Source organism: Ginsengibacter sp., assembly GCF_057362405.1.
Window position 1 is genome coordinate 1 of sequence record NZ_JBMQQG010000240.1, and the last position, 21,364, is coordinate 21,364.

At 37.1% G+C, this 21,364-nt stretch carries 21 protein-coding genes; 13 read left to right on the top strand and 8 right to left on the bottom strand.

Translation table 11 applies throughout. The features are described 5' to 3' along the window. From ACO1O5_RS20485 to ACO1O5_RS20500, 4 genes are all read left to right on the top strand, one after another. Nucleotides 1-702, top strand: a 702-nt coding sequence (locus tag ACO1O5_RS20485; protein ID WP_486273592.1) for a 3'-5' exonuclease, incomplete at its 5' end; no start/stop codon positions are given. 117 nt (nucleotides 703-819) lie between these two features. Further along, nucleotides 820-1,419 (top strand): NifU family protein, encoded by a 600-nt coding sequence (locus tag ACO1O5_RS20490; protein WP_486273594.1) that lies wholly within the window; start codon nucleotides 820-822, stop codon nucleotides 1,417-1,419. A 90-nt stretch (nucleotides 1,420-1,509) separates the two neighbouring features. Continuing rightward, nucleotides 1,510-2,169: a nicotinamide riboside transporter PnuC gene (gene pnuC, locus ACO1O5_RS20495; RefSeq protein ID WP_486273596.1), complete on the top strand. Its 660-nt coding sequence runs from the start codon at nucleotides 1,510-1,512 to the stop codon at nucleotides 2,167-2,169. Continuing rightward, nucleotides 2,157-2,732: an AAA family ATPase gene (locus tag ACO1O5_RS20500; protein ID WP_486273598.1), complete on the top strand. Its 576-nt coding sequence runs from the start codon at nucleotides 2,157-2,159 to the stop codon at nucleotides 2,730-2,732. The genes pnuC and ACO1O5_RS20500 overlap by 13 nt, the downstream gene beginning before the upstream one ends. 4 nt (nucleotides 2,733-2,736) lie before the next feature. On the opposite strand, the gene mtgA is transcribed toward ACO1O5_RS20500, so the two are convergent. The 4 genes from mtgA to ACO1O5_RS20520 form a co-directional block, all read right to left on the bottom strand. After that, nucleotides 2,737-3,444: a monofunctional biosynthetic peptidoglycan transglycosylase gene (gene mtgA, locus ACO1O5_RS20505; RefSeq protein ID WP_486273600.1), complete on the bottom strand. Its 708-nt coding sequence runs from the start codon at nucleotides 3,442-3,444 to the stop codon at nucleotides 2,737-2,739. A gap of 11 nt (nucleotides 3,445-3,455) precedes the next feature. After that, nucleotides 3,456-4,010 carry a hypothetical protein gene (locus tag ACO1O5_RS20510; RefSeq protein ID WP_486273602.1) on the bottom strand — a complete coding sequence of 185 codons (555 nt, stop codon included), beginning with the start codon at nucleotides 4,008-4,010 and terminating at the stop codon, nucleotides 3,456-3,458. Between the two features lie 4 nt (nucleotides 4,011-4,014). Next, the gene (locus ACO1O5_RS20515; RefSeq protein ID WP_486273604.1) at nucleotides 4,015-4,659 is read right to left on the bottom strand and encodes a LysE family translocator; all 645 of its coding nucleotides are present in this window, start codon (nucleotides 4,657-4,659) and stop codon (nucleotides 4,015-4,017) included. A 94-nt stretch (nucleotides 4,660-4,753) separates the two neighbouring features. Beyond that, the gene (locus ACO1O5_RS20520; protein WP_486273606.1) at nucleotides 4,754-6,286 is read right to left on the bottom strand and encodes a GH3 family acyl-acid amido synthetase; all 1,533 of its coding nucleotides are present in this window, start codon (nucleotides 6,284-6,286) and stop codon (nucleotides 4,754-4,756) included. Nucleotides 6,287-6,832: 546 nt separating this feature from the next. On the opposite strand from ACO1O5_RS20520, the gene ACO1O5_RS20525 reads away from it, so the two are divergent. Next, nucleotides 6,833-7,213: a hypothetical protein gene (locus tag ACO1O5_RS20525; RefSeq protein WP_486273607.1), complete on the top strand. Its 381-nt coding sequence runs from the start codon at nucleotides 6,833-6,835 to the stop codon at nucleotides 7,211-7,213. A 156-nt stretch (nucleotides 7,214-7,369) separates the two neighbouring features. Here ACO1O5_RS20525 and ypfJ read toward each other — a convergent pair whose 3' ends face one another. Both ypfJ and ACO1O5_RS20535 read right to left on the bottom strand, forming a co-directional pair. Beyond that, nucleotides 7,370-8,224, bottom strand: coding sequence for a KPN_02809 family neutral zinc metallopeptidase (gene ypfJ / locus ACO1O5_RS20530; protein ID WP_486273609.1), 855 nt, complete (start codon nucleotides 8,222-8,224; stop codon nucleotides 7,370-7,372). Between the two features lie 49 nt (nucleotides 8,225-8,273). Further along, nucleotides 8,274-9,080 carry a copper resistance protein NlpE N-terminal domain-containing protein gene (locus ACO1O5_RS20535; protein ID WP_486273611.1) on the bottom strand — a complete coding sequence of 269 codons (807 nt, stop codon included), beginning with the start codon at nucleotides 9,078-9,080 and terminating at the stop codon, nucleotides 8,274-8,276. A 212-nt stretch (nucleotides 9,081-9,292) separates the two neighbouring features. On the opposite strand from ACO1O5_RS20535, the gene recA reads away from it, so the two are divergent. Beyond that, nucleotides 9,293-10,318: a recombinase RecA gene (gene recA / locus ACO1O5_RS20540; protein ID WP_486273612.1), complete on the top strand. Its 1,026-nt coding sequence runs from the start codon at nucleotides 9,293-9,295 to the stop codon at nucleotides 10,316-10,318. Nucleotides 10,319-10,485: 167 nt separating this feature from the next. Further along, the gene (locus ACO1O5_RS20545) at nucleotides 10,486-11,070 is read left to right on the top strand and encodes an RNA polymerase sigma factor (protein ID WP_486273613.1); all 585 of its coding nucleotides are present in this window, start codon (nucleotides 10,486-10,488) and stop codon (nucleotides 11,068-11,070) included. On the opposite strand, the gene rlmD is transcribed toward ACO1O5_RS20545, so the two are convergent. Continuing rightward, complete coding sequence (rlmD, locus tag ACO1O5_RS20550; protein ID WP_486273615.1) at nucleotides 11,067-12,470, bottom strand: 23S rRNA (uracil(1939)-C(5))-methyltransferase RlmD; 1,404 nt, start codon at nucleotides 12,468-12,470, stop codon at nucleotides 11,067-11,069. The genes ACO1O5_RS20545 and rlmD overlap by 4 nt on opposite strands. A 121-nt stretch (nucleotides 12,471-12,591) precedes the next feature. On the opposite strand from rlmD, the gene ACO1O5_RS20555 reads away from it, so the two are divergent. The 3 genes from ACO1O5_RS20555 to ACO1O5_RS20565 all read left to right on the top strand — a co-directional run bounded on the left by ACO1O5_RS20555 (nucleotide 12,592) and on the right by ACO1O5_RS20565 (nucleotide 16,927). Next, the gene (locus ACO1O5_RS20555) at nucleotides 12,592-14,046 is read left to right on the top strand and encodes a redoxin domain-containing protein (protein WP_486273617.1); all 1,455 of its coding nucleotides are present in this window, start codon (nucleotides 12,592-12,594) and stop codon (nucleotides 14,044-14,046) included. Nucleotides 14,047-14,104: 58 nt separating this feature from the next. Continuing rightward, nucleotides 14,105-16,033, top strand: a complete 1,929-nt coding sequence (locus ACO1O5_RS20560) for a foldase protein PrsA (RefSeq protein ID WP_486273619.1) — start codon at nucleotides 14,105-14,107, stop codon at nucleotides 16,031-16,033. A gap of 201 nt (nucleotides 16,034-16,234) precedes the next feature. Then, nucleotides 16,235-16,927, top strand: coding sequence for a porin family protein (locus ACO1O5_RS20565; RefSeq protein ID WP_486273621.1), 693 nt, complete (start codon nucleotides 16,235-16,237; stop codon nucleotides 16,925-16,927). 88 nt (nucleotides 16,928-17,015) lie between these two features. Here the strand turns inward: ACO1O5_RS20565 and ACO1O5_RS20570 are convergent, their stop codons facing one another. Beyond that, nucleotides 17,016-17,969 (bottom strand): methylenetetrahydrofolate reductase, encoded by a 954-nt coding sequence (locus ACO1O5_RS20570; RefSeq protein WP_486273622.1) that lies wholly within the window; start codon nucleotides 17,967-17,969, stop codon nucleotides 17,016-17,018. A gap of 191 nt (nucleotides 17,970-18,160) precedes the next feature. On the opposite strand from ACO1O5_RS20570, the gene lptB reads away from it, so the two are divergent. From lptB to fabG, 3 genes are all read left to right on the top strand, one after another. Next, complete coding sequence (lptB, locus tag ACO1O5_RS20575; RefSeq protein WP_486273623.1) at nucleotides 18,161-18,922, top strand: LPS export ABC transporter ATP-binding protein; 762 nt, start codon at nucleotides 18,161-18,163, stop codon at nucleotides 18,920-18,922. Between the two features lie 112 nt (nucleotides 18,923-19,034). Then, nucleotides 19,035-20,564, top strand: coding sequence for a GH3 auxin-responsive promoter family protein (locus tag ACO1O5_RS20580; protein ID WP_486273625.1), 1,530 nt, complete (start codon nucleotides 19,035-19,037; stop codon nucleotides 20,562-20,564). Nucleotides 20,565-20,593: 29 nt separating this feature from the next. Beyond that, entirely contained in the window at nucleotides 20,594-21,343 is a 750-nt protein-coding gene (fabG, locus tag ACO1O5_RS20585) for a 3-oxoacyl-[acyl-carrier-protein] reductase (RefSeq protein ID WP_486273627.1), read from the top strand. Nucleotides 21,344-21,364: the final 21 nt, after the last annotated feature.

The following is a 21,364-nucleotide window of genomic DNA, read 5'->3' on the forward strand; positions in this document are numbered from 1 at the left end:
AGCCTTGGGAGTTATCTCCAACAAATAACGCTTTTAACAGATGCTGATGATGATAAAGGAGAAAGCGATGTGGTAAAGCTAATGACTATACATGCAGCAAAAGGATTGGAATTTCCGGTCGTTTTTGTTGGCGGCCTCGAAGAGACTTTGTTTCCAAATGCCATGTCAATTAATACAAGGGAAGAACTGGAAGAAGAAAGGCGATTGTTTTATGTAGCAGTGACGAGGGCTAAGCAACGCCTTTGGCTAACGTATGCGAATACACGATATCGTTTCGGAAATCTTACTCAAAATGATCCAAGCCGGTTTATTGACGAGTTACCTGAAGAAAGACTGGATAGAGCTTTTGCCGCGGGCAACATGCGCAACAATCAAACGAATAGTTGGAATGCATTCAATAATGGTAATAAAGGGATTAATAGTTACCCTAAAGAAACTCGTAAATCCGCGGTTGAAAAACCTGCATACCTTGTTACATCACCTGTCGTAAAAATAAAAGAACACACGCCAACAGAAGGATTTGCCCCAAGCGACACAAGTAATTTACAGGCGGGCCAAAAAATAGAACACCAAAAATTTGGATTTGGCGAGGTTATAAAAATGGAGGGAGCTGCTCATAATCCTGTTGCTACTGTTAAATTTGAACACAATGGAGAAAAGAAGATCATGTTGAACTACGCAAAGCTGAGGATTGTGGAATAAAAATTGAATTAAATGCCTTTTCGGGAAGCGGAAAAAGAGCTTATTTGCGCAACTTAAGAGACATCTAACTTCTACTCACCGCAAATATTCTTAACTTTGTTATCTTAATTTTATAATATGATTAAAACAGGAAATCCGGTTATCAGTATATATACAGAAATGACGCCGAACCCGGAAACGATGAAATTTGTTGCCAATAAACTTTTATATCCAGGCAAAAGTGTCGACTTTCAGGATGAGGAAAGCGCAAAGGCATCTCCACTTGCCATGCAATTGTTTAGTTTTCCTTTTATAAAATCAGTTTTTATTGCCAGTAATTTTATTACGCTCACAAAAACGAATGAAACTGAAGATTGGCAGGATGTTATTCCTTCCATAAAGCAATTTTTAAGAGAGTATCTCGAAGAAGGGAAAACAATAATTAACGAAGAAGAGATTGCTTCGAGAAAGACCACGAGCTCTAATGAAGTTAGTCTTGACGATGGAGATGTAGTGAAGCGAATAAAAGAATTACTGGAAAATTATGTAAAACCTGCAGTTGAAATGGATGGTGGAGCCATACAATTTAAAAGTTATGAGGACGGAAAAGTTAACTTGATGCTACAGGGAAGTTGCAGTGGTTGTCCTTCCTCGATGATCACATTAAAAGCTGGGATTGAGGGTATGATGAAGCGTATGATTCCGGAAGTGAAAGAAGTAGTAGCGGAAGCAGATTGATAGAATTCAGAAAAAATTTATTTAAGGCATCTCAAAGCAGGTGCCTTTTTTATTATGATGTAACCTATTTTTGATTCTTTAATTTATCATTTGAGTTTTTCAGAAGTCTATCAACAGTTTGTTTCTGATATGCAGCAGACAACGTTGCTGGAATATATTGCTGTGTTCTTCGGAATTGCAAGTGTATGGTATAGCCGCAAAGAAAATATTCTCGTCTACCCCGTTGGGTTAGTAAATACTATAATTTATGTTTATATAAGTGTAAGAGGAAGTTTATTGGGCGAGGCTTCGGTAAATTTTTATTACACCGTTATGAGCATCTATGGATGGATACTATGGGCTAAAAAAAATCAGCAACAGGAACATATTGTATTAATTACAAGGTCTGATGCAAAGGAATGGTTGAGGCAAATACTTTTTTTTGCAGTGTTTTACATTACCATTTTTTATTCACTGACCTATTTGAAAAGGGATTTTGCGCCGGGCGCTATTCCCTGGGCCGATGCATTTGCAAGCGCTACTGCGTTCACAGCAATGTGGTTAATGGCAAGGAAAAAAGTGGAAAGCTGGTATTGGTGGATTGCTACCAACATTGCTTCTATTCCTTTGTATTTTGTTAAGCACTATGTATTCACAAGCATTTATTATATAATCCTTTTGATAATGGCTTTCTGGGGGTTGAATGAGTGGGCAAAAAAAGCAAAAAAACTCAAAATTAAAAAAGAAGAACTACCTGAATGGAAACAATAAAAAAATTTGTTGTCATTGGTCCGGAGTCTACGGGAAAAAGTACTTTATGCAGCCAACTAGCAGATTATTATAAAACCAGTTGGGTACCCGAATACGCCAGGGACTTTCTTGAAAAAAACGGAACAGGTTATTCTTATAATGATTTACTTACTATTGCGAAAGGGCAAATTAACCTTGAAGAACTGGTTGAAGATCATCTTTCAGAGCAAAGAGAGAGACCAATATCAGACGTCCATCACCAAACATCGGGCATTCTTTTTATTGATACCGATATGTACGTGATGAAAGTATGGTGCGAGTTTGTTTTTAATAAATGTCACAACTGGATCTTGAATCGCATTGCCGAAAGAAGTTACGACGGATATCTTCTTTGCAATACTGATTTGCCATGGGTGAAAGATGATTTAAGAGAATACCCTGATATGGTAACGAGAAATAAATTATATCGTTATTACAAAGACTTATTAATTAATCAATCGGTACCGTGGACGGATATTACCGGCAGCTATGATGAAAGATTAACAAAAGCGAAACTTTTTATAAGCGAGCTCGATAAGGGATAGAAATTTATTTGATTAATTCTTTAACATCCGGATCAGCTTCAAGGTGATTCATTTGCCGCAATATCCAGGGATACCGGGTAGCTACATGAGCAGATAAGGGTTTTATCGTGTATCCCTTTGGGTTAGGAAGACATGCTGCTATTAACGCCGCCTGTTTTCTTGATAAATCTTTTGCATGCTTTTTAAAATAGTGTTCGGAGGCCGCTTCTACTCCAAAGACACCTTCTCCCATTTCAGCCACATTCAGATACATTTCGAGAATACGTTTTTTGCTCCAAAATTTTTCAATCATAAAAGTAAAATATACTTCCAGGCCTTTTCTAAAATAGCCACCATGTTGCCACAGGAAAACATTTTTTGCCACTTGCTGGCTTATAGTACTGGCGCCCCGCAACGATTTGCTTTTTTGATTGTGTTTCATAGCCTTTTGAATACTTTTAAAATCAAAACCATTATGATCAGGGAATAACTGGTCCTCACTGGCCATTACCGCCAGTTTCACATTGGGGTTCATTTCATTGATGCCCACGTAATCGCGATGTAATCCGTGGCCTTCAAATACACTTGCCATTTGCGTGAGCGTTATAGGAGGATTTATCCATTTGCAAAGCACAATGTATATAATGGAAAAGAGAAAGCCATAAATAATTGTTTTTACAATGATGCGCAGGATTCTTCTTACTAGGCTTGTTCTATCTGTTTTTTTATCCAATAAATCAATTTTTATTTAACGGTAATGTACTCAAGGGTATACTTTCTTCCAAGCGCCATTTTCTTACCACTTGATTTTGCAAGAAGGTAACCTATGCCTGCAAGTAATGCCGCTCCACCAACGAGATATGGACTTGCATAATATCGTGTATTAGGTTTTGTAAAGAGCCATGTTCCCAAACCAACTGTGGCTAACAGAAGGCCACCCCCCATTAAGGCTCCTCCGGATGCAGCCAAATCAAATTTTTTATTTCCGTTACTTCCAAAGCCGGTTATTTCTTTGTAATTGACCGCAAAAGGATAGGTGCCTAAAGTATCAAGTATGTATATGCCAAGGCTCGTGGGCACTTGCCTTACATCATATTGAACCAGAAATAAAGAATCGTGATTAATTGATTGTATATAAGCATCGAAATATCTTGTTGATGTATTAAAAACGATTTCATTGCCGGGAAAAAAAGTTTGTATGGTGCGATTATTTTTTTTGAGAATAAGTAAATCAGAAGATTGTCCTGCTGCGAAAATGAAAGATAAAATTCCTATAAATGAAACAAATATGGCTTTCATTGGATCAAGTGTTTTTTACAAAGAATAAAACGCCAGTGAGCAATACCGTGCCAAAGATGACCAGGATCAGGCCGGAAATTTTATTAATTAGCCTGATATTATGCACGGTTAATTTTGATCTTAGCTTGCCTGCCAGTGTTACTTTTGCTACATCTGCAGTCATGTTTATAATTAGAGTAGTGGTGAAAATAATTATTCGTTCCTTTATTGTATGAGTAACCGCGATCGCAGTAGCGGCTGTAAGCCAGAAAGCAATGACTGCCGGATTTAAGGTGTTTAGCAAAAAACCTTGTATAGCAATTCTTACATGGTCACTGGCTTTTAGCGGAGGTAAAGAAACATCTTCGGGATGTAATGGAACCTTTTTAAAAAAAAGATAATAAACTCCCATTGCTATGAGGAAAAAACTTCCGGTAATGCCGATAGGTTTTTTGAAATCGAGGAGACGCGTAACCAACTCAGAAAAAATATTGCTTAAAAGCACCAATAAAAGATCACTCGCCCATACGCCGATAACAAAGCTAAAGCCACCCTCTTTTCCGTTATTGACACTTTGCTTAATTATGGTAAATATTACGGGGCCAACGGAAATTACCAGTAGCAGGCCCATTGCAAGACCTTTGAGTATTGCTTCAAGAACATCTGCCATGTATAGGAGAGATATTTAATTATTAAGAAAAAGAAGGAATATAAAACTACAATATTAAATTTCAACCTTAAAGCAGGATAGAGTCAATAAAATTTTAAATTTCAACTTTTTCGCCTTTTAAAAATTTTTGCCAATCTTCAAGCATTTTTCCTTTTAATACCCTTGGAAATTTATGTTGACCTCCTACCTTGCCTTTTGCTTTCATAAAATTCATAAAAGTCTTTTCGCTCAATACATCAACAAAAATTTCTTTGAGAGCATGCTTCCTTTCCACCTCATAATCATCATTGAGTTCTTTTAGCTTTTCATCAATCATGATCTTTAGCTTTTCCGAATTCACCGTATCGTTTGTTGCAATAAACCAATGATGAGCAAAGAAGTTGCCATATGGCACGCCGGCAACTGTAAACTCACCGATGGATATATTAAGTTCTTCACTAACGAGTTTGATTGCACAGTTCATATTATCTACACTCAGGTGTTCGCCGACAAGGCTCAAAAAGTGCTTTGTACGTCCTGTAATGATTATTTCGTTTTTTTCAATGTCAACAAATTTTATTGTATCACCGATCAGGTATCTCCATGTTCCGGCATTGGTGCTTATAAGAATTGCGTAATTTTTGCTTTCTTCCACTTCATGAATCATCAATACTTCAGGATTGGCCACCATATTCCCCTCACTATCGAAATTGTTATAATCAAAAGGAACGAATTCAAAAAAGATATTATTATTAAGTGCCAGCTTCATTCCTTTGGCATCCTGCCTGTTTTGATAAGCAAGAAAACCTTCACTCGCCAAATAGGTTTCGATATAAGTAATAGGTTTGCCCAAAAGTTTATTGAATCCTCTCTTATAAGGTTCCAGCGCTACTCCGCCATGTACGTAAAACGCAAGATTAGGCCAAATCTCATGGATATTTTTAAGATTATAACGCTCAATTACTTTTTCCATGCATAACTGCACCCATGCCGGAACTCCAACCAAAAATGCAATATCCCATTCCGGCGCCTTTTCTACTATCTCATCTAATTTTTTTGACCAATCAGTGTTCTTTGCAATTTTTCTTCCCGGCTTATACATTCCCTGAAACCAGAAAGGAATATTTTTAGCCTGAATGCCACTGAGGTCGCCCGCATAGTATGTTGCGGACTTTTGTAAGTGCGTACTGCCGCCCAGCATAAGCCATCCTTTGCCAACCGATGATTTTGGAACATTTGTATAGGTTGCCAAACTAATAAGCTGACGAATACTGGTTAATGTATTTGCCCTTATTAACTCTTTTGTTATTGGAATATATTTACTGGACGATTCACTGGTTCCGCTGCTTAATGCAAAAAATTTAATGATACCAGGCCAGCATACATCTGGTTTTCCATCCAGTGCCCGATACCACCATTCATTGAAAATTTTGCTATAGTTATAAGTTGGAACTATTTGTTGAAAAGCTTTCCCCGGATGGCGACTTAAAAGAATTTCATCAAATAGATATTTTTGGCCAAATTCTGTAAAACGGGATTTTCTTAACAACTTTGTCAGCACTTTCAATTGTTGTCTCTTAGGGGAGCTCACAGGAATGTTTAAAGCTCTTGAAACCGATTTTGGTAATTTGAATTCTATTAATGCCATTCAATTAGAAAGTTGAGACTTGCAACAAATTTAGTGAATACTATTACCCCACGTAACATTAATTTACAAGTGGCTTATAGGACCGTAAAGCTGTTTACAAATATATTAAAAATTGCCGCTTGATAAGTGGATGTTGCCATTTGCTAAATGGAAGGAAATTATTGGGGAAAAATATAAAACTTAGCACTCGAAAATATTCGCAGATCGGTACTTTGAGGGCGAAAGGAAGTGTTATAAAGCGAATTTGAAGGATTTTAATACCAGGGTTCTTGGAATATAAAAGTGTGTGTAGTTTTTAATCAGGAGGCTCCCGGCTTGTTTGGCCGGGAGTTTTGTTTTAGGTCATTGGAGTCCTTAATTTAGGAGCATTAAAATTCCTTTTTTGATAACGTGGAGATTTGGCTTTGTATTCTATCTGCAAATAATTCATTTGGGTAAAAAAATTACAGTAATTTTATTGTAAATCAGTTAGCATATCTTTACATCGGTTCCCGGTTTCCTTTATCCGGATAATACCCCAAAAAAAAAATTAAATTAAAATTCTTAATGTACAATCACATCTGGAAAAAATATTTACCCATTATTAAAATATTAATGAAAAAATCTGCCACCGGGGACCAGGTATTGGATTTGAACAGGGTTGATTTTGAAAGAGCCGGAACTGGAAGAAAGGCCGGCTACAAATTCACTATTGAACTTACCGACGGGAAAGTGGGCAATGTGATTAGTGGCTCAGAACTGGCAATGCATCTTGCCGCTGTAATATTAGAAGACGATGGAGCCAAACAAATCATAAATGAAAATAATTACGAGATAAGCCTCAATACGAAGTTCCAGTTGTCAATTAAAAATGTTAGTTCTGCTGAGATTAGTAAATCTTCGCCTAAAAAGAAGGGTAAAGATACAATTGAGGAAGAGGCTGAATAAATCAAGCCTTTTTAATTTTAGCCTACATTCTATAAGGTCATTTGAAGAAAAATTATAGACCTTATTATTCTATTTCAAAAATTATAAACTGAAATGCGAAGTACTTTCAGGAAAGAATAAGTCAACTTTCTAAAATAGTGTTCCAGCACTAAAACTTTATAAATTAGTTGCAGAGAAAGTATCTCCTTGGCTTAGGTCACCCGTATCATATCCTTTCTTAAACCAATACATCCTTTGTGCCGAAGTTCCATGGGTAAAGGCATCCGGAGTTACTGTGCCGGTAGCTTCCTTCTGCAACCTGTCATCTCCGATGGCATTGGCCGCTACCAGCGCCTGCTCAATATCGTTAGGATCAATTACATTTTTCATTTGCTGATCGTAATGTGCCCAAACTCCTGCATAAAAATCTGCCTGGAGTTCGAGTTTTACAGAATATTTATTGTATTCACTTTCACTAACCTGCTGTTGTATCCTTTGTAATTTTTCGGTTGTTCCAAGAAGGTATTGAATATGATGCCCTACTTCATGAGCAACTACATAAGCCATGGCAAAATCCCCCGCAACTTTAAAACGCTGATTCAATTCCTGTGCAAATGAAAGGTCTATATACACATCATGATCCGCCGGGCAATAGAAAGGCCCGCTTTGGGAGCTTGCCTCTCCGCATCCGGAAGTTGTGGCATTCCGAAAGAGAACGAGAGTTGGCTTAGTATAGGTTTTACCCATGTCACCAAAAATTTTCGTCCATACATCCTCTGTATCTTTCAGTACCACCTTTACAAATGAAGCTTCTTTATCGTCAGCTGCCTTTTGCTCTGCAGACATTTCCTGCTGCTGGGGCTGTTGCTGCTGTAAATCCTGTTGCAGTTGATTTACATCTCCGCCACCTAAAAGGAATTTTGCCAATATGAAGATTACGCCAATAATTCCTCCGCCAACTGCCACATGACCACCGGTGATGCCTCTGCGGTCATCCACATTATCACTCTCCTGCCTGCCTTGCCATTGCATACTTAAATAATTTAAAAATTAAAAAGACTTCAATAAATAAGTCACAAATTTATTGAGAATTTTTGTTAGTAAGCATTACTCCACAACCTTTATAACGTATGCCGTTGTACTCCACACTTACCTTATGCTGATATAAATAATCGCTCATTCCATCGTTGCAAAACTGCGGATAAATAGTAATAGTCCACACTGTCGTGTCAGACTTAAGCTTATAGATTGTACTGTCTTTATTGATTATTGGTTTTACTACACCCGTTACAACAGGTTTTTTCCAATCTGCCAATTTGAATGAAATTGTTTTTTTAAAATCGATATCGAGACTCCAAAAAGGCTCGTTCCCGACTCCTGAAAAGTCAATACCATCCCGTTTCTTCTTTTCCCAAATCGGATTGTTGATGGCAAGGTTTCTTTTCGTGAGCATATAGTTTGATGAATTGCGAATTAGAATTCCATTAATTTCAACTGCCAATAAAGTATCTCTTTTTTTAATGAAATTTATTACGGGTTTATTATTTTGAATCAATTCAATTTTACCATTTTTTATTTGCCAGTAACCTTCACTTATTTTAGAACCTTCGTTTTTACTCCAGATCATTTGTTCTTCCCTAAAAGTTTTGTCAGCGTTAAAAAGAATCGTTTGTTGCACGCCATCACAGTCTTTGCATGGAAATATTCCCTGGTAGACACCCAGAGGCAGACTATCATCAATTATTGAATCCTTAAGGGAATCTTTTAGAACTATGGTATCCTCAATCTTTGCAGTATCTTTTTCCACAACAGCTTTTTCGTTTTGAGAATCATTGTTGCAAGAAAAGAAAATCATACCAATGACCGTGGCGGCAGCAATAAATTTCATTTGCCGAATTTCCTATGAAAATAGATCAAAAATTTGAAAAATTTGCTTTTACAACTCCTTTCTATTTTGCAGCATAAACGGAAAATTAATCAACGATAAATAACTAATTTATTTGTCAAATAATACTAAATAAATTAGTGTTGATAACTTATAATATATATCTTTACACAACTAATAACTTTACAGAATTATAAAAGCTTAATTAATTTTTTATGGCAAATACTGAAAAAAATGGTGATAAAAGCTCCGAGAAACTTAAGGCGCTCAGGCTTACTATCGATAAAATAGATAAAGACTTTGGAAAAGGAAGTGTAATGATGATGAACGAACGTTCGCAGGAACCCCAGGCTGTAATTTCTACCGGTTCTATCGGGCTCGACGTAGCATTAGGAATTGGCGGATTGCCCAAGGGCCGGGTTATTGAAATATATGGTCCTGAATCTTCAGGTAAAACAACGCTTGCTATTCATGTAATTGCAGAAGCCCAGAAGAAAGGTGGTATGTGTGCCATAATTGATGCCGAGCATGCTTTTGATAGTGCTTATGCAAAACGTTTAGGCGTAGACGTAGATAATCTTTTAATAAGCCAGCCTGATTATGGGGAGCAGGGTTTGGAAATAGCGGACAGGTTAATACTTTCGGGCGCATTGGATGTAGTAGTTATAGATTCAGTTGCTGCACTGGTTCCCAAGAGTGAACTTGAAGGTGAAATGGGTGACAGCAAAATGGGCATGCAAGCCAGGCTCATGAGCCAGGCTTTAAGAAAATTGACAGCCACTATTAGCAAAACGAATTGTTGCTGCATATTTATTAATCAATTAAGAGAAAAGATAGGTGTAATGTTTGGTAATCCGGAAACAACTACCGGAGGCAATGCTCTAAAATTTTATGCATCCGTTCGGCTTGATATTCGTCGTATGACACAAATTAAAGATGGTGACGAATCTATTGGAAACCACGTAAAAGTGAAGGTGGTTAAAAATAAGGTAGCACCTCCATTTCGTGTTGCTGAATTTGATATTATTTATGGGGCGGGCATTTCAAAAACCGGGGAGATAATTGATATGGGTGTGGAAATGGGGGTTATTCAAAAAAGTGGTAGCTGGTTTAGTTATGATACTACTAAGCTTGGCCAAGGCCGGGATGCAGTTAAGCAACTTTTAGTTGATAACCCTGAATTGGCTAACGAACTTGAAGGAAAGATAAGAGCAAAGATTGCGGAAGTGAATGCTGCGTAATTTCTTTAAATAATTTTCTTAGAAGGGCCATCTGTAAAAGGATGGTTTTTTTGTTTATAATCAGTTCAGAGTGTAACAAGAATAAATTAATCTTAACCCGGCAACTATTTTTTATAAACATGCATTTATACCTTTATAAACCAATGCAACATTTGTAGATTTTTTACATGGAAACATCAGAACTGATTAAAGAAGCTAGGCGTGGAAGTAGTGCCGCTCAGAAATATCTGTTCGACCAGTGGGCAGAAAAAATGCATATAATATGTCGCCGTTATGTAAAGAGCCCGGAGGATGCTGAAGAACTGATGCTTGATGGTTTTTATAAGTTCTTTAAAAAAATAAACAGCTTTAGCTACAAAGGTGATGCTGCTCTATACATGTGGCTAAAGAAACTTATGATTAATGAATGCCTGATATTTTTGCGAAAAAAAAATGTATTCTCGATAGTAACAGAAGCTGCAGCACTGGAAACGCCTTTGCAGGAAGATGCACTTGATAAATTATCGGCAACCGAAATTTTTAATTTAATTGTTCAGTTACCTGCCAGGAAAGATCTTTCCTTCAGTGCAGTTTTTTCATTGGGTTGCCTTATTGATAGAAACGGAGATTATTTTGAGAAAAATACTTTTCGGTTTGGTGCCGGCAAACTTTCAGTAGCAAAAACAACAATTGAACCTTCCCTGTATTTTAATAATTTTTTTAAAGGGAGTAACGCCCGGAATCCGTATCAGTCAATACTTTTAGAGGGTTAGTTCAATTTCAAAAGGGCCACACATTCTATATGATGTGTATGAGGAAACATATCAACAGGCTGTAACCTCTCAACAGAAAATTTTTCGCTGAGTAGTTGAAGATCTCTTGCTTGTGTGGCTACATTACAGCTTACATATACAATTTTTTCAGGAGCGATATCCAAAAGTTTTTGGATAAGTTTTGCGTGTAGGCCTGCCCGTGGTGGATCAACAATAATTGTATCAGGACGGCCATGTTCAATAAAAAAGGCATCGTTGCAAATTTCTATAACATCTCCACAGAAAAAAGATGCATGAGTAATATTATTGAGCGAAGCATTTTCTTTTGCATCTTTAATTGCATCTTCAACAACATCAACACCAATAATTTTTTTCGCCTGGTTGCTTAGGAAAATTCCGATACTTCCTGTACCACAATACAAATCATAGACAATTTCATTATTATTCAACGCGGCAAAATCTTTTGCCACGTTATATAACTTCTCAGCCTGTTTTGTGTTGGTTTGAAAAAATGATTTTGGAGAAATTTTAAAATTAAAATCTTCCAGCTTTTCAATTATATATCCTTTCCCGGTAACAACATTTGTTTCAATGTCATAAATAGTATCGTTCCATTTTGAATTTATCGTGTACAATAATGTTGTGATGGATGGAACTTTTTCCATTAAGTGTTTACATATTCTTTCTCGTTGACGTTTATCATCATAACCAAAAATGAGATTCACCATTAGTTCTCCTATTGTAGAATATCTTATAATACAATTTCTCAGCCAGCCTTTATGTTCCTTAATGTCATAATAACTATAGTCATTAGCAATCGAAAAATCACGCAGCGTATTACGGATTATATTGTTAACATCATCCATTAACCAGCATTCGTTGATGTCAATTATTTTGTCGTACAGTCGCGGAACATGATAACCTATTGCGCCGCCTGGCCAGGAATCATCTCGCAATTCATTTAATTCTTCTGGTGTCAAAAACTTTTTATTGCTAAAGGTAAATTCGAGTTTATTCCGGTAACACGTTGTTTCATGGGAACCAATAATTGGCAACATTTTTATATCAGTTAGTTTGCCTATTCTCTTAAAAGCATCCGACGCTTCCTGTTGTTTATATTCAAGTTGCTTGTTGTAAGGAAGCATTTGCCATTTGCATCCGCCGCATATTCCAAAATGAACACAAAAAGGCTTAACCCTTTCTTTACTAAATTCCCGTACAGCAATTACCCTTCCCTCGGCCCAGTCTTTTTTATTTCGTGTAATTAATATATCAACAGTGTCGCCGGGTACTGCTCCTTCAATAAAAACAACTTTACCGTCAACCCGGCTAAGCGCTTTGCCTTCTGCAGCATAATCCGTCACAGGTACGTTTTCCAGCGTGAATTTTTTTCTTTTCATCTAAAAGTAAAAATAGGATATGTGCCTGAGGGTTAATTATAATTACTACAAAATGTTAAGTATTTTGCATGACTATTGATTTTTAATCAATTTAAATATTTTTGTTCCCCATCCCAAAATCATGAAGATATTTTTTAGCCTAATTGTTTTTCTTACCATGTTCTGTGCTTCTTTTGCGCAGGGGTTCAAGGTTACTTTACAAACGCCTAATTACACCAACGGGTTGGCTTACCTCACGTATTATTATGGCAAAAATATTAATATAGAAGATTCCGCCATTATAAGCGGCAAAGGTGTTGCAGTTTTCGAAAAAAATGAAAAGCTGCTTCCGGGTGTTTATTCAATAGTGTTTCCGGGTAAAAATAAATTGTTTGATTTTCTTGTCGATAAAGAACAGGTAATATCAATTAAAGCTGATACCTCGGACCTTATCAATAAAACAACAGTAACAGGCTCGAAAGAAAATATTCTGTTTCAGCAATATCAAAAATTTGTCGCAGCTAAAGGAGCCGATTTGCAGGCAGAAATAAATAGTTATAAGGCATCGAAAACTAAAAACGATAGTCTTTTGCATGAAAAGAAATATAATGATCTTAACAAAGAATTAAATGACTACAGGGACAAGATAATAAAGGAACATCCAGAGTCTATGCTCGCCGCATTGCTCACGAGTATGAAGGAGCCGAAGGTTTTAATTGCAAAGCCCGTTACCCGGGAAGACTCGGTAAATAATTACAATTATTATAAGCAACATTATTGGGACGGAATTACGTTTATGGATGACCGTATTATTCGTACGCCATTTTTTTTACCGAAAGTGGAAAAATATTTTAGGGAAGTGTTATCCCCTGCGCCCGACTCTATTATTCAAGAGTCCGATTATTTATTACTGAGAGCAAGAACAGCTCCCGAGATGTATAAGTTTTTGTTGAACTGGCTTACAGATGAGTACATATATCCGAAATACATGGGGCAGGATGCCGTGTTTGTTCACTTGTTTGAAAGGTATCATTCAAAAGGGATTTCATCGTGGCTCAATGAAAAACAGTTGACAGCGATTTCAAACAGGGCGTACATGTTAATGTCTAACCTTATTGGGGAACAGGCAGCTAATCTCGAAATGGTTGACTCGTCGGGCCAATCGATGCCACTGTATAATGTAGTTGCCCCTTATACTATTGTATGTTTCTGGGATCCAACCTGTAGCCACTGCCGGCAGGAAGTGCCGGAAATGGATTCAATGTATCATGCCAAATGGCGAAAAGAGGGTGTGAGGATCTACGGAGTACTTACCGATACAAAAGAACAATCCAAATGGAAGGATTTTATGAATACGTACAATTTGCAAAGCTGGATAAACGTTTATCAAACTGATCAGCAAAAGAAAATCGATGAAGATGCGAAAAGACCTTCCTACAAACAATTGTATGACGTAACTCAAACCCCTACTTTGTATTTGCTGGATAAGGATAAACGAATCATCGCAAAAAAATTAACCTGGCAACAAATGGACGACGTGCTTCAAATGAAAATTAATAATAAGGCTGTCAATAATATTAACAGTACTGAAAAGTAAATTTTGATGATTTAATAATTGACAAAAGTCAATAACCCATTCCAATAAATTCTGTGTGATGAAAAAACTTTTTTTGTTTACTGCTTTTTCTTTTCTTATTTCAATAACTCATTGCCAAACACTTTTTACCTACGGAAAACATACCGTGAGTAAGGAAGAATTTGTTCGGGCATATAATAAAAATAAAACCCCAGCAACCGATACGGAACAATCCCTGAAAGATTACCTTGATCTTTATATAAAATTTAAATTGAAGGTGCAGGCCGCAAAGGATATGCAGCTTGATACGCTTCCCTCTTTACAATCTGATCTTCAGAACTTCAGGGCACAGATTGAAAATAATTACTTGCAGGATGACAAAGAAGTGGATGCATTGGTGAATGAAGCATTTAACAGGGCCCAAAAAGATATTCACGTGCAACATTTCTATGTTTCAATTAACAGCAAAATGCTACCTGCAGATACCGTTAAATTATACAAAGCAATTAACGAAGCATTTGATGAATTGAAAAAGGGCGGCACAAACTATGATGAAATGGTTTCCGAAATAAAAGAAAAAATTGCTCCGCTGGAGGGAAGCGATTTGGGTTGGGTAACAGTTTTCACATTGCCATATGAATTTGAAAATATAGTGTACGACCTGAAGCCTGGGCAGGTAAGTAAGCCTTATCGTTCCAAAAAGGGCTGGCATATTTTTAAGAATGAAGAAGAGCGACCCGCGGTTGGCAAAATTAAAATTGCCCAGATATTATTTGCTGTCCCGGCCGGGAATATTAACATGAGAGATCGTGCAAAGCAAACAGCAGACTCAGTGTATAAAGCGTTGAAATCAGGTGCTGATTTCGGAGAATTGGCTAAACAATACAGTGACGACAGGAGAACTTATATGAACAATGGCATCATGCCTGAATTTGGTGTGGCGACTTACGACGGAGCTTTCGAGCAGGTTGCTTTTTCATTAAGAAACGATAGTGATATTTCACAACCTTTCCAAACCGAATTTGGCTATCACATTATTAAACGACTCTCCCGGTCACCGATACCCGAAAATAAGACCGATGCAGCTTTTATGGCCAATATTAAGCAAGAGGTACTTGCAGATAGCCGCATCGCATCAGCAAAAGAAAAATTTTTAAAACTAGTATTGGTTAAAACAGGATTCAAAAAGAACAATGCCATAAACGAAAAAGATCTTTGGACGGTAACAGATACATTTGCAATATCAAATAAGAAAATAACTGCCGGCAATGTTAACGAAAATACTATCTTGTTTTCCTTTAACAATGCGAAAGTAAAAGTGGGAGACTGGATGCAATATGTAAGAAGTGTGAAAACCACCTATGCAGCTCATGCAGAACAATCCCATGCAGAGCTTTTCAAAAATTATGTTACAATTGCGGCCACAGAAAATTATAAAAGCCGTTTGGAGAACTTTAATCCGGAATTTAAATACCAGTTGCAGGAATTTAAAGACGGCAATATGCTTTTTGAAATTATGGAACGAAAAGTTTGGTCCAAAGCTTCTTCGGATAGCGTGGGACTCGAACAATATTATAATGAACATAAAACCAATTATAAGTGGAATCCTAGTGCTGATGCCATTTTATTTTCGTGTTCCAACGAGGCTGAGGCAAAAGCCGCACTGGAAGAAATTAATAAAGGTAAAACCTGGAAAGACCTCGTAAAAGATAACGCCCAGGTTCAAGCTGATTCTGGAAGATACGAATTGAGCCAGATTCCGGTGAAAAGCAAAACTGATTTTACACCTGGTATGCTCACCGAACCCGTTGTAAACAGCGGAGACGGGACATCTATATTTTCAATTATTATTAAAACATATCCAGGTGATCAACAACGCAGTTTTGCGGACGCCCGTGGATTGGTTATCAATGATTACCAAAATTTACTTGAAAAGAAATGGATTGAGGAGTTGAAAAAGAAATACCCCGTTACAGTAAATGAAAAAGTCTTTCAGTCAATTAAATAACAGGCGTTTAATGCTACTGTTAAACAAATACGAAAATCTATAGTCATAGAATCATATTTTTCGTATTTACCCGTTAGGTAGATATTGTAATTGTATTTAAAAAAATATCTTGGATATTTTTTTAAAAAGATGTTGACAAAAATCTCTCAAGAGATTCTATTAATCCGTGTTTTTAATTTTTTAAACTAAACAAGCTAACCAATGAAGAAACTATTAATGATCGCAATGCTAACTGGCGGTGTGACCGCAGCTAAATCGCAAGTGTATCTGCAAGGAGGTTTAAACCTCGCCAATATTACCCAAACAAAGTCGGGCGAAACGCAGGATAACAATTTACTTACAACTTTGAATGCCGGTTTTTTGGGACGATTTGGGTTATCGAAAGCCATCGACCTGGAAAGTGGTTTGTTATTGGAAGGAAGAGGTGCCAAGGCAAACACTTATTTCGGCTCCACACATGAAGACAATTATGTAAAAACAGAATTTAATCCTTTGTATCTCGAAGTGCCTCTAAATTTAGTGTTGCGTTTCCCCCTTGAGAGGAATACTAATATCTACTTTAATGCAGGTCCGTATGCGGCCATGGGTATCGCAGGAAAATCTAAAACAGAAAGCAGCATTTTAGGAGTAACGTCAAGTTCTTCAAATACTGTAAAATTCAGTAATGATAATCCTTTTACCTCACAACAGGATGATGCGGCATATGACAAAATTAAAAGGTTCGATTTTGGATTAAATTTTGGTGGAGGATTAGACCTGGGTAAGGTTTTATTAAAGTTGAACTATGGATATGGGCTGACAAAAATTAATTCAACGCAAAGCAATAATAACGCTGATAATAAAAATAAATATAGAACAGTTAGTATTTCCCTGGGGATTCCCCTGGACAATTAAAAAAGATTCTTTGAGTGAAAATTCAGATAAGGTCCGCTCGTAATATTTTGCAAGCGGGCCTCTGTTTCTAAATGAAATTCAAGGATCATTACACCAATTCTTTTACTACATTGGCAATAACATGAGGCTTTCCTAAAGTATAATAATGCAAAACAGGCACACCCATTTTTTTGAGTTCCTGCGATTGTGCTAATAGCCACTCAGTTCCCACAATTTCTACTTCAGCATCTGTCTTGCATTTAAGAATTTCATTGCTTAGTTCTGTGGGAATATCTACATGAAAAGTTCGTGGTAAAACAGAGAGCTGTTTTTTTGAAGTTATTGGCTTAAGGCCTGGAATTATGGGTATTTCAATGCCAACCTCCCTGCTTTTTTTTACAAAATCAAAATATTTTTTATTATCAAAGAACATTTGCGTGGTTATGTAATCTGCGCCGGCATCAACCTTGAGTTTAAGGTATTTCAAATCACTTTCCATATTGGGAGCCTCAAAATGCTTTTCGGGGTAGCCAGCTACTCCAATACAAAATTTTGTTTTGTAACCATCCCTAATGTCTTCTTCGAGGTAGATTCCGTTATTGAGATTAACGGTTTGTTTTAACAGGTCTAACGCATAAGCGTGCCCGTTTTTTTCCGGTTCAAAAATTGTTTCATTTTTTGCTGCATCGCCACGCAACACCAATACATTATCTATTCCCAAAAAAGCAAGATCAATTAATGCATTTTCGGTTTCCTGTAAATTGAAACCCCCACATATTAAATGGGGTACAGCATCAATTTTATAATGATTCATTATAGCTGCACAAATGCCAACGGTACCCGGTCTTTTGCGCACCTCTATTTTTTCAAAAGTGCCATCAGCCTTCTTTTTAAAAACCTGTTCGCTGCGGTGATAAGTAACATTTATAAAGGCCGGATCGAATTCCATTAAAGGATCAAGATGGTTATAAATAGATTCAATCGTTTTACCCTTCAGTGGCGGTAATATCTCAAATGATACTGCGGTACCCTTCGCTTCTTTTATATGATCAGTAACTTTCATTTTTACAAAATAGATGCAAACATAAACTCAAAAACTCAATAGTCAAAAAGTCGATAGTCTATTGCAATCAAAAAAAATGACGCTTCTGCATCTGATCATTATTAATTGATTATATACGAATACCTAAAGGGAAACTATACGTTAGCATAATATTAATATCCATTCGCTTATTTTTGTTTAAATACTTTGTTTTGAACCAGACCATTTACGCAAAAGAAATTACTAAGAATTATGGCAAAAGAACAGTTACCAACAAGGTTTCGTTCCAGGTTGGCCAGGGAGAAATTGTTGGACTGCTAGGTCCAAATGGAGCAGGCAAAACAACTTCTTTTTACCAGGTGGTAGGCTTGGTTAAGCCCGACGAAGGGGATGTATTTTTGAACGATATAAACATAACCAAACTGCCCATGTATAAAAGGGCAAAAATGGGCCTGGGCTACTTACCGCAGGAAGCAAGCATATTCAGAAAGCTTACTGTGGAAGACAATATTGCCGCTGTTTTAGAAATGACCAAACTCTCCAGGGCACAACAAAAAGAGAAACTAGAGACATTGATTGAAGAATTTAATCTTGTCCATGTTCGTAAAAGTAACGGAGATGTATTAAGCGGCGGCGAAAGAAGACGCACCGAAATAGCACGGGCATTGGCGGTAGATCCAAAATTTATTCTGCTGGATGAGCCTTTTGCGGGTATTGATCCCATTGCGGTTGAAGACATACAATCAATAGTTACCAAACTTAAATATAAAAACATCGGTATTCTCATTACAGACCATAATGTAAACGAAACCCTGTCAATCTGCGATAGGGCCTATTTACTTATTGAAGGCAAAATATACAAACATGGCACTGCTGAAGAACTGGCAAAAGATGAACAGGTTCGGCGCCTTTACCTGGGTAAGAACTTTGAGTTAAAAAGAAAAGACTACCTGCACACAGATGCTATAAAATAATTTGTAAATTAGTTATGGATTAAATTGCCACGAATGCTTTTTATATATAATTACAAACTATAACATATATCATCCATAGCTTTACCTTTATAAAATAACCAAAAAGTATTTAATGAAGCTGCTGAGCCCTGCCATATCGAGATTAGCAAGACTTCGTCTTTGGCGGGTTCAAAACTGGATTAGCTTCCCGGTTGCAGCACAACGTAATGTTCTGCAAAATCTTGTAACACAGGCACAGTACACGGAATTTGGCCGCAAATATTCGTATTCAAAACTTTTTACAATCAAGGATTTTAAAAAACGTGTGCCCATTCACGAATATGATGATATTAGGCCTTACATATTGCGGATGATGAACGGCGAGGAAAATGTTTTATGGAACACACCTATTAATTGGTTTGCAAAAAGTAGCGGGACTACTTCTTCAAAAAGTAAGTTTATTCCCATTAGTGAAGAAACCTTGAAGGAAACACATTTCAAAGCTTCTAAAGATGTTCTAAGCAACTATTACAAAAATTTTCCTGATAGTGATTTACTCACAGGCAAGAGCCTTGTTGTTGGCGGAAGCCACCAGGTAAACGCTTTGAATGAAGAAATACAGTATGGTGATCTAAGTGCGGTCCTGATGCAGAACACACCTTTCTGGGGGCATTGGATTCGAACTCCGGAATTAAGTATAGCGCTGCTTGATGAATGGGAAAGCAAAATTGAAAAACTGGCACAAAATACGATCAATGAAAATGTGACCTCACTGGCGGGCGTTCCCACATGGACTATTGTATTAATTAAACGCATCCTGGAAATTTCCGGAAGGAAAACTTTAAAGGAAGTTTGGCCCAATCTTGAATTGTATATTCATGGTGGTGTTTCGTTTACGCCTTATCGTGAGCAAATGCAAAAGCTCGTAGGAGCTCCTATTAATTATCTTGAAATTTATAATGCAAGCGAAGGATTTTTTGCGGCTCAAAATATGCCTGATACAGATGGAATGTTGCTCTTTGCAGATCATGGCATATTTTACGAATTTATGCCCGTTGAAGAATATGGTAATCCCAACGCAAAAACTTTTGGGTTAGACCAGGTTAAACTGCACAATAATTATGCTCTAGTAATAAGTACCAACGGCGGCCTTTGGCGATACCTTGTGGGGGATACCATTCAGTTTACATCTCTCCGCCCGTTTAAAATAAGAGTCACGGGTAGATTGAAACATTATATGAATGCATTCGGTGAAGAGGTGATAGTAGATAATGCCGACAAGGCAATAGCGATAGCATCAGCAAAAACAAACGGAATAGTAAGCGACTATACAGCTGCACCGGTTTTTTTTAGCGAACGGGAAAATGGCGCACATGAATGGTTAATAGAATTTGATAAGCTGCCAGATAATATGGATGAATTTATCACAGCTCTTGATGATGCATTAAAATCGGTGAACAGCGATTATGAAGCGAAACGTTATAAGAACATCGCACTAAGAATACCACTGGTTCATGCTATAGAAACAGGCACTTTCAGGCAATGGCTTAAACAAAAAGGAAAACTTGGTGGTCAGCATAAAGTGCCGCGATTAAGCAATGAAAGAAATCTAATTGATGAGATTCTTGCAATGGTTAACACAGGATCAATGAATTTAATTTGACAGACGATAAAAAATAAAAAGTTGTATTTATGAAATTATTGGAAAACAAAGTTGCGATAATAACAGGAGGTAGTCGTGGTATTGGAGAAAGTATTGTTTTGAAGCTGGCTGAAAGTGGTGCGCACGTTGCTTTTACTTACTTGCACAGCGAAGAAAAAGCGAAACTGCTCGAGGAGAAAATAAAAGCATTTGGTGTTAATTCTAAAGCCTATCAAAGCAATGCCGGTAATTATGAAGAGTGTGAGACGATGATAAGTGATGTTGTGAAAACGTTCGGCACTGTAGATATTTGTGTAAACAATGCCGGAATTTCTAAAGACAATCTATTGTTACGTTTGACGCCCGATCAATGGGATGAAGTAATGACCACGAACCTTAAAAGTGTTTTTAATATGACGAAACAGGTTATACGTCCCATGATGAAATCAAGGAAAGGAAGTATAATTAATATGAGTTCAATAGTAGGCATGCGAGGAAATGCAGGCCAAAGCAGCTATGCGGCAAGCAAAGCTGGCATTATAGGATTTACAAAATCTATTGCTGCAGAATTAGGTAGCCGAAATGTAAGATGCAATGCGATTGCACCGGGCTTTATCGAAACAGATATGACCCACTATTTGAAGGAGGGAGAAGCTGCAAAATCATTTCTGGATAAAATCCCTTTGGGAAGATTTGGCAGTGCAGAAGAAATTGCCAATGTCACTCTCTTTCTTGCAAGCGACCTGAGTTCTTATGTTACAGGACAGGTAATAAGTACATGCGGCGGATTGAATATGTAATTGCCAAATGGAATGATTATA

Excerpts from the sequence above, each read along its gene's own strand:
- ACO1O5_RS20490 (WP_486273594.1), top strand. The coding sequence starts at position 820 with ATGATTAAAACAGGAAATCCGGTTATCAGTATATATACAGAAATGACG.
- ACO1O5_RS20500 (WP_486273598.1), top strand. The coding sequence starts at position 2,157 with ATGGAAACAATAAAAAAATTTGTTGTCATTGGTCCGGAGTCTACGGGA.
- ACO1O5_RS20510 (WP_486273602.1), bottom strand. The coding sequence starts at position 4,010 with ATGAAAGCCATATTTGTTTCATTTATAGGAATTTTATCTTTCATTTTC.
- ACO1O5_RS20515 (WP_486273604.1), bottom strand. The coding sequence starts at position 4,659 with ATGGCAGATGTTCTTGAAGCAATACTCAAAGGTCTTGCAATGGGCCTG.
- ACO1O5_RS20520 (WP_486273606.1), bottom strand. The coding sequence starts at position 6,286 with ATGGCATTAATAGAATTCAAATTACCAAAATCGGTTTCAAGAGCTTTA.
- ACO1O5_RS20525 (WP_486273607.1), top strand. The coding sequence starts at position 6,833 with ATGTACAATCACATCTGGAAAAAATATTTACCCATTATTAAAATATTA.
- ypfJ (WP_486273609.1), bottom strand. The coding sequence starts at position 8,224 with ATGCAATGGCAAGGCAGGCAGGAGAGTGATAATGTGGATGACCGCAGA.
- ACO1O5_RS20535 (WP_486273611.1), bottom strand. The coding sequence starts at position 9,080 with ATGAAATTTATTGCTGCCGCCACGGTCATTGGTATGATTTTCTTTTCT.
- recA (WP_486273612.1), top strand. The coding sequence starts at position 9,293 with ATGGCAAATACTGAAAAAAATGGTGATAAAAGCTCCGAGAAACTTAAG.
- ACO1O5_RS20545 (WP_486273613.1), top strand. The coding sequence starts at position 10,486 with ATGGAAACATCAGAACTGATTAAAGAAGCTAGGCGTGGAAGTAGTGCC.
- rlmD (WP_486273615.1), bottom strand. The coding sequence starts at position 12,470 with ATGAAAAGAAAAAAATTCACGCTGGAAAACGTACCTGTGACGGATTAT.
- ACO1O5_RS20555 (WP_486273617.1), top strand. The coding sequence starts at position 12,592 with ATGAAGATATTTTTTAGCCTAATTGTTTTTCTTACCATGTTCTGTGCT.
- ACO1O5_RS20560 (WP_486273619.1), top strand. The coding sequence starts at position 14,105 with ATGAAAAAACTTTTTTTGTTTACTGCTTTTTCTTTTCTTATTTCAATA.
- ACO1O5_RS20565 (WP_486273621.1), top strand. The coding sequence starts at position 16,235 with ATGAAGAAACTATTAATGATCGCAATGCTAACTGGCGGTGTGACCGCA.
- ACO1O5_RS20570 (WP_486273622.1), bottom strand. The coding sequence starts at position 17,969 with ATGAAAGTTACTGATCATATAAAAGAAGCGAAGGGTACCGCAGTATCA.
- ACO1O5_RS20580 (WP_486273625.1), top strand. The coding sequence starts at position 19,035 with ATGAAGCTGCTGAGCCCTGCCATATCGAGATTAGCAAGACTTCGTCTT.
- fabG (WP_486273627.1), top strand. The coding sequence starts at position 20,594 with ATGAAATTATTGGAAAACAAAGTTGCGATAATAACAGGAGGTAGTCGT.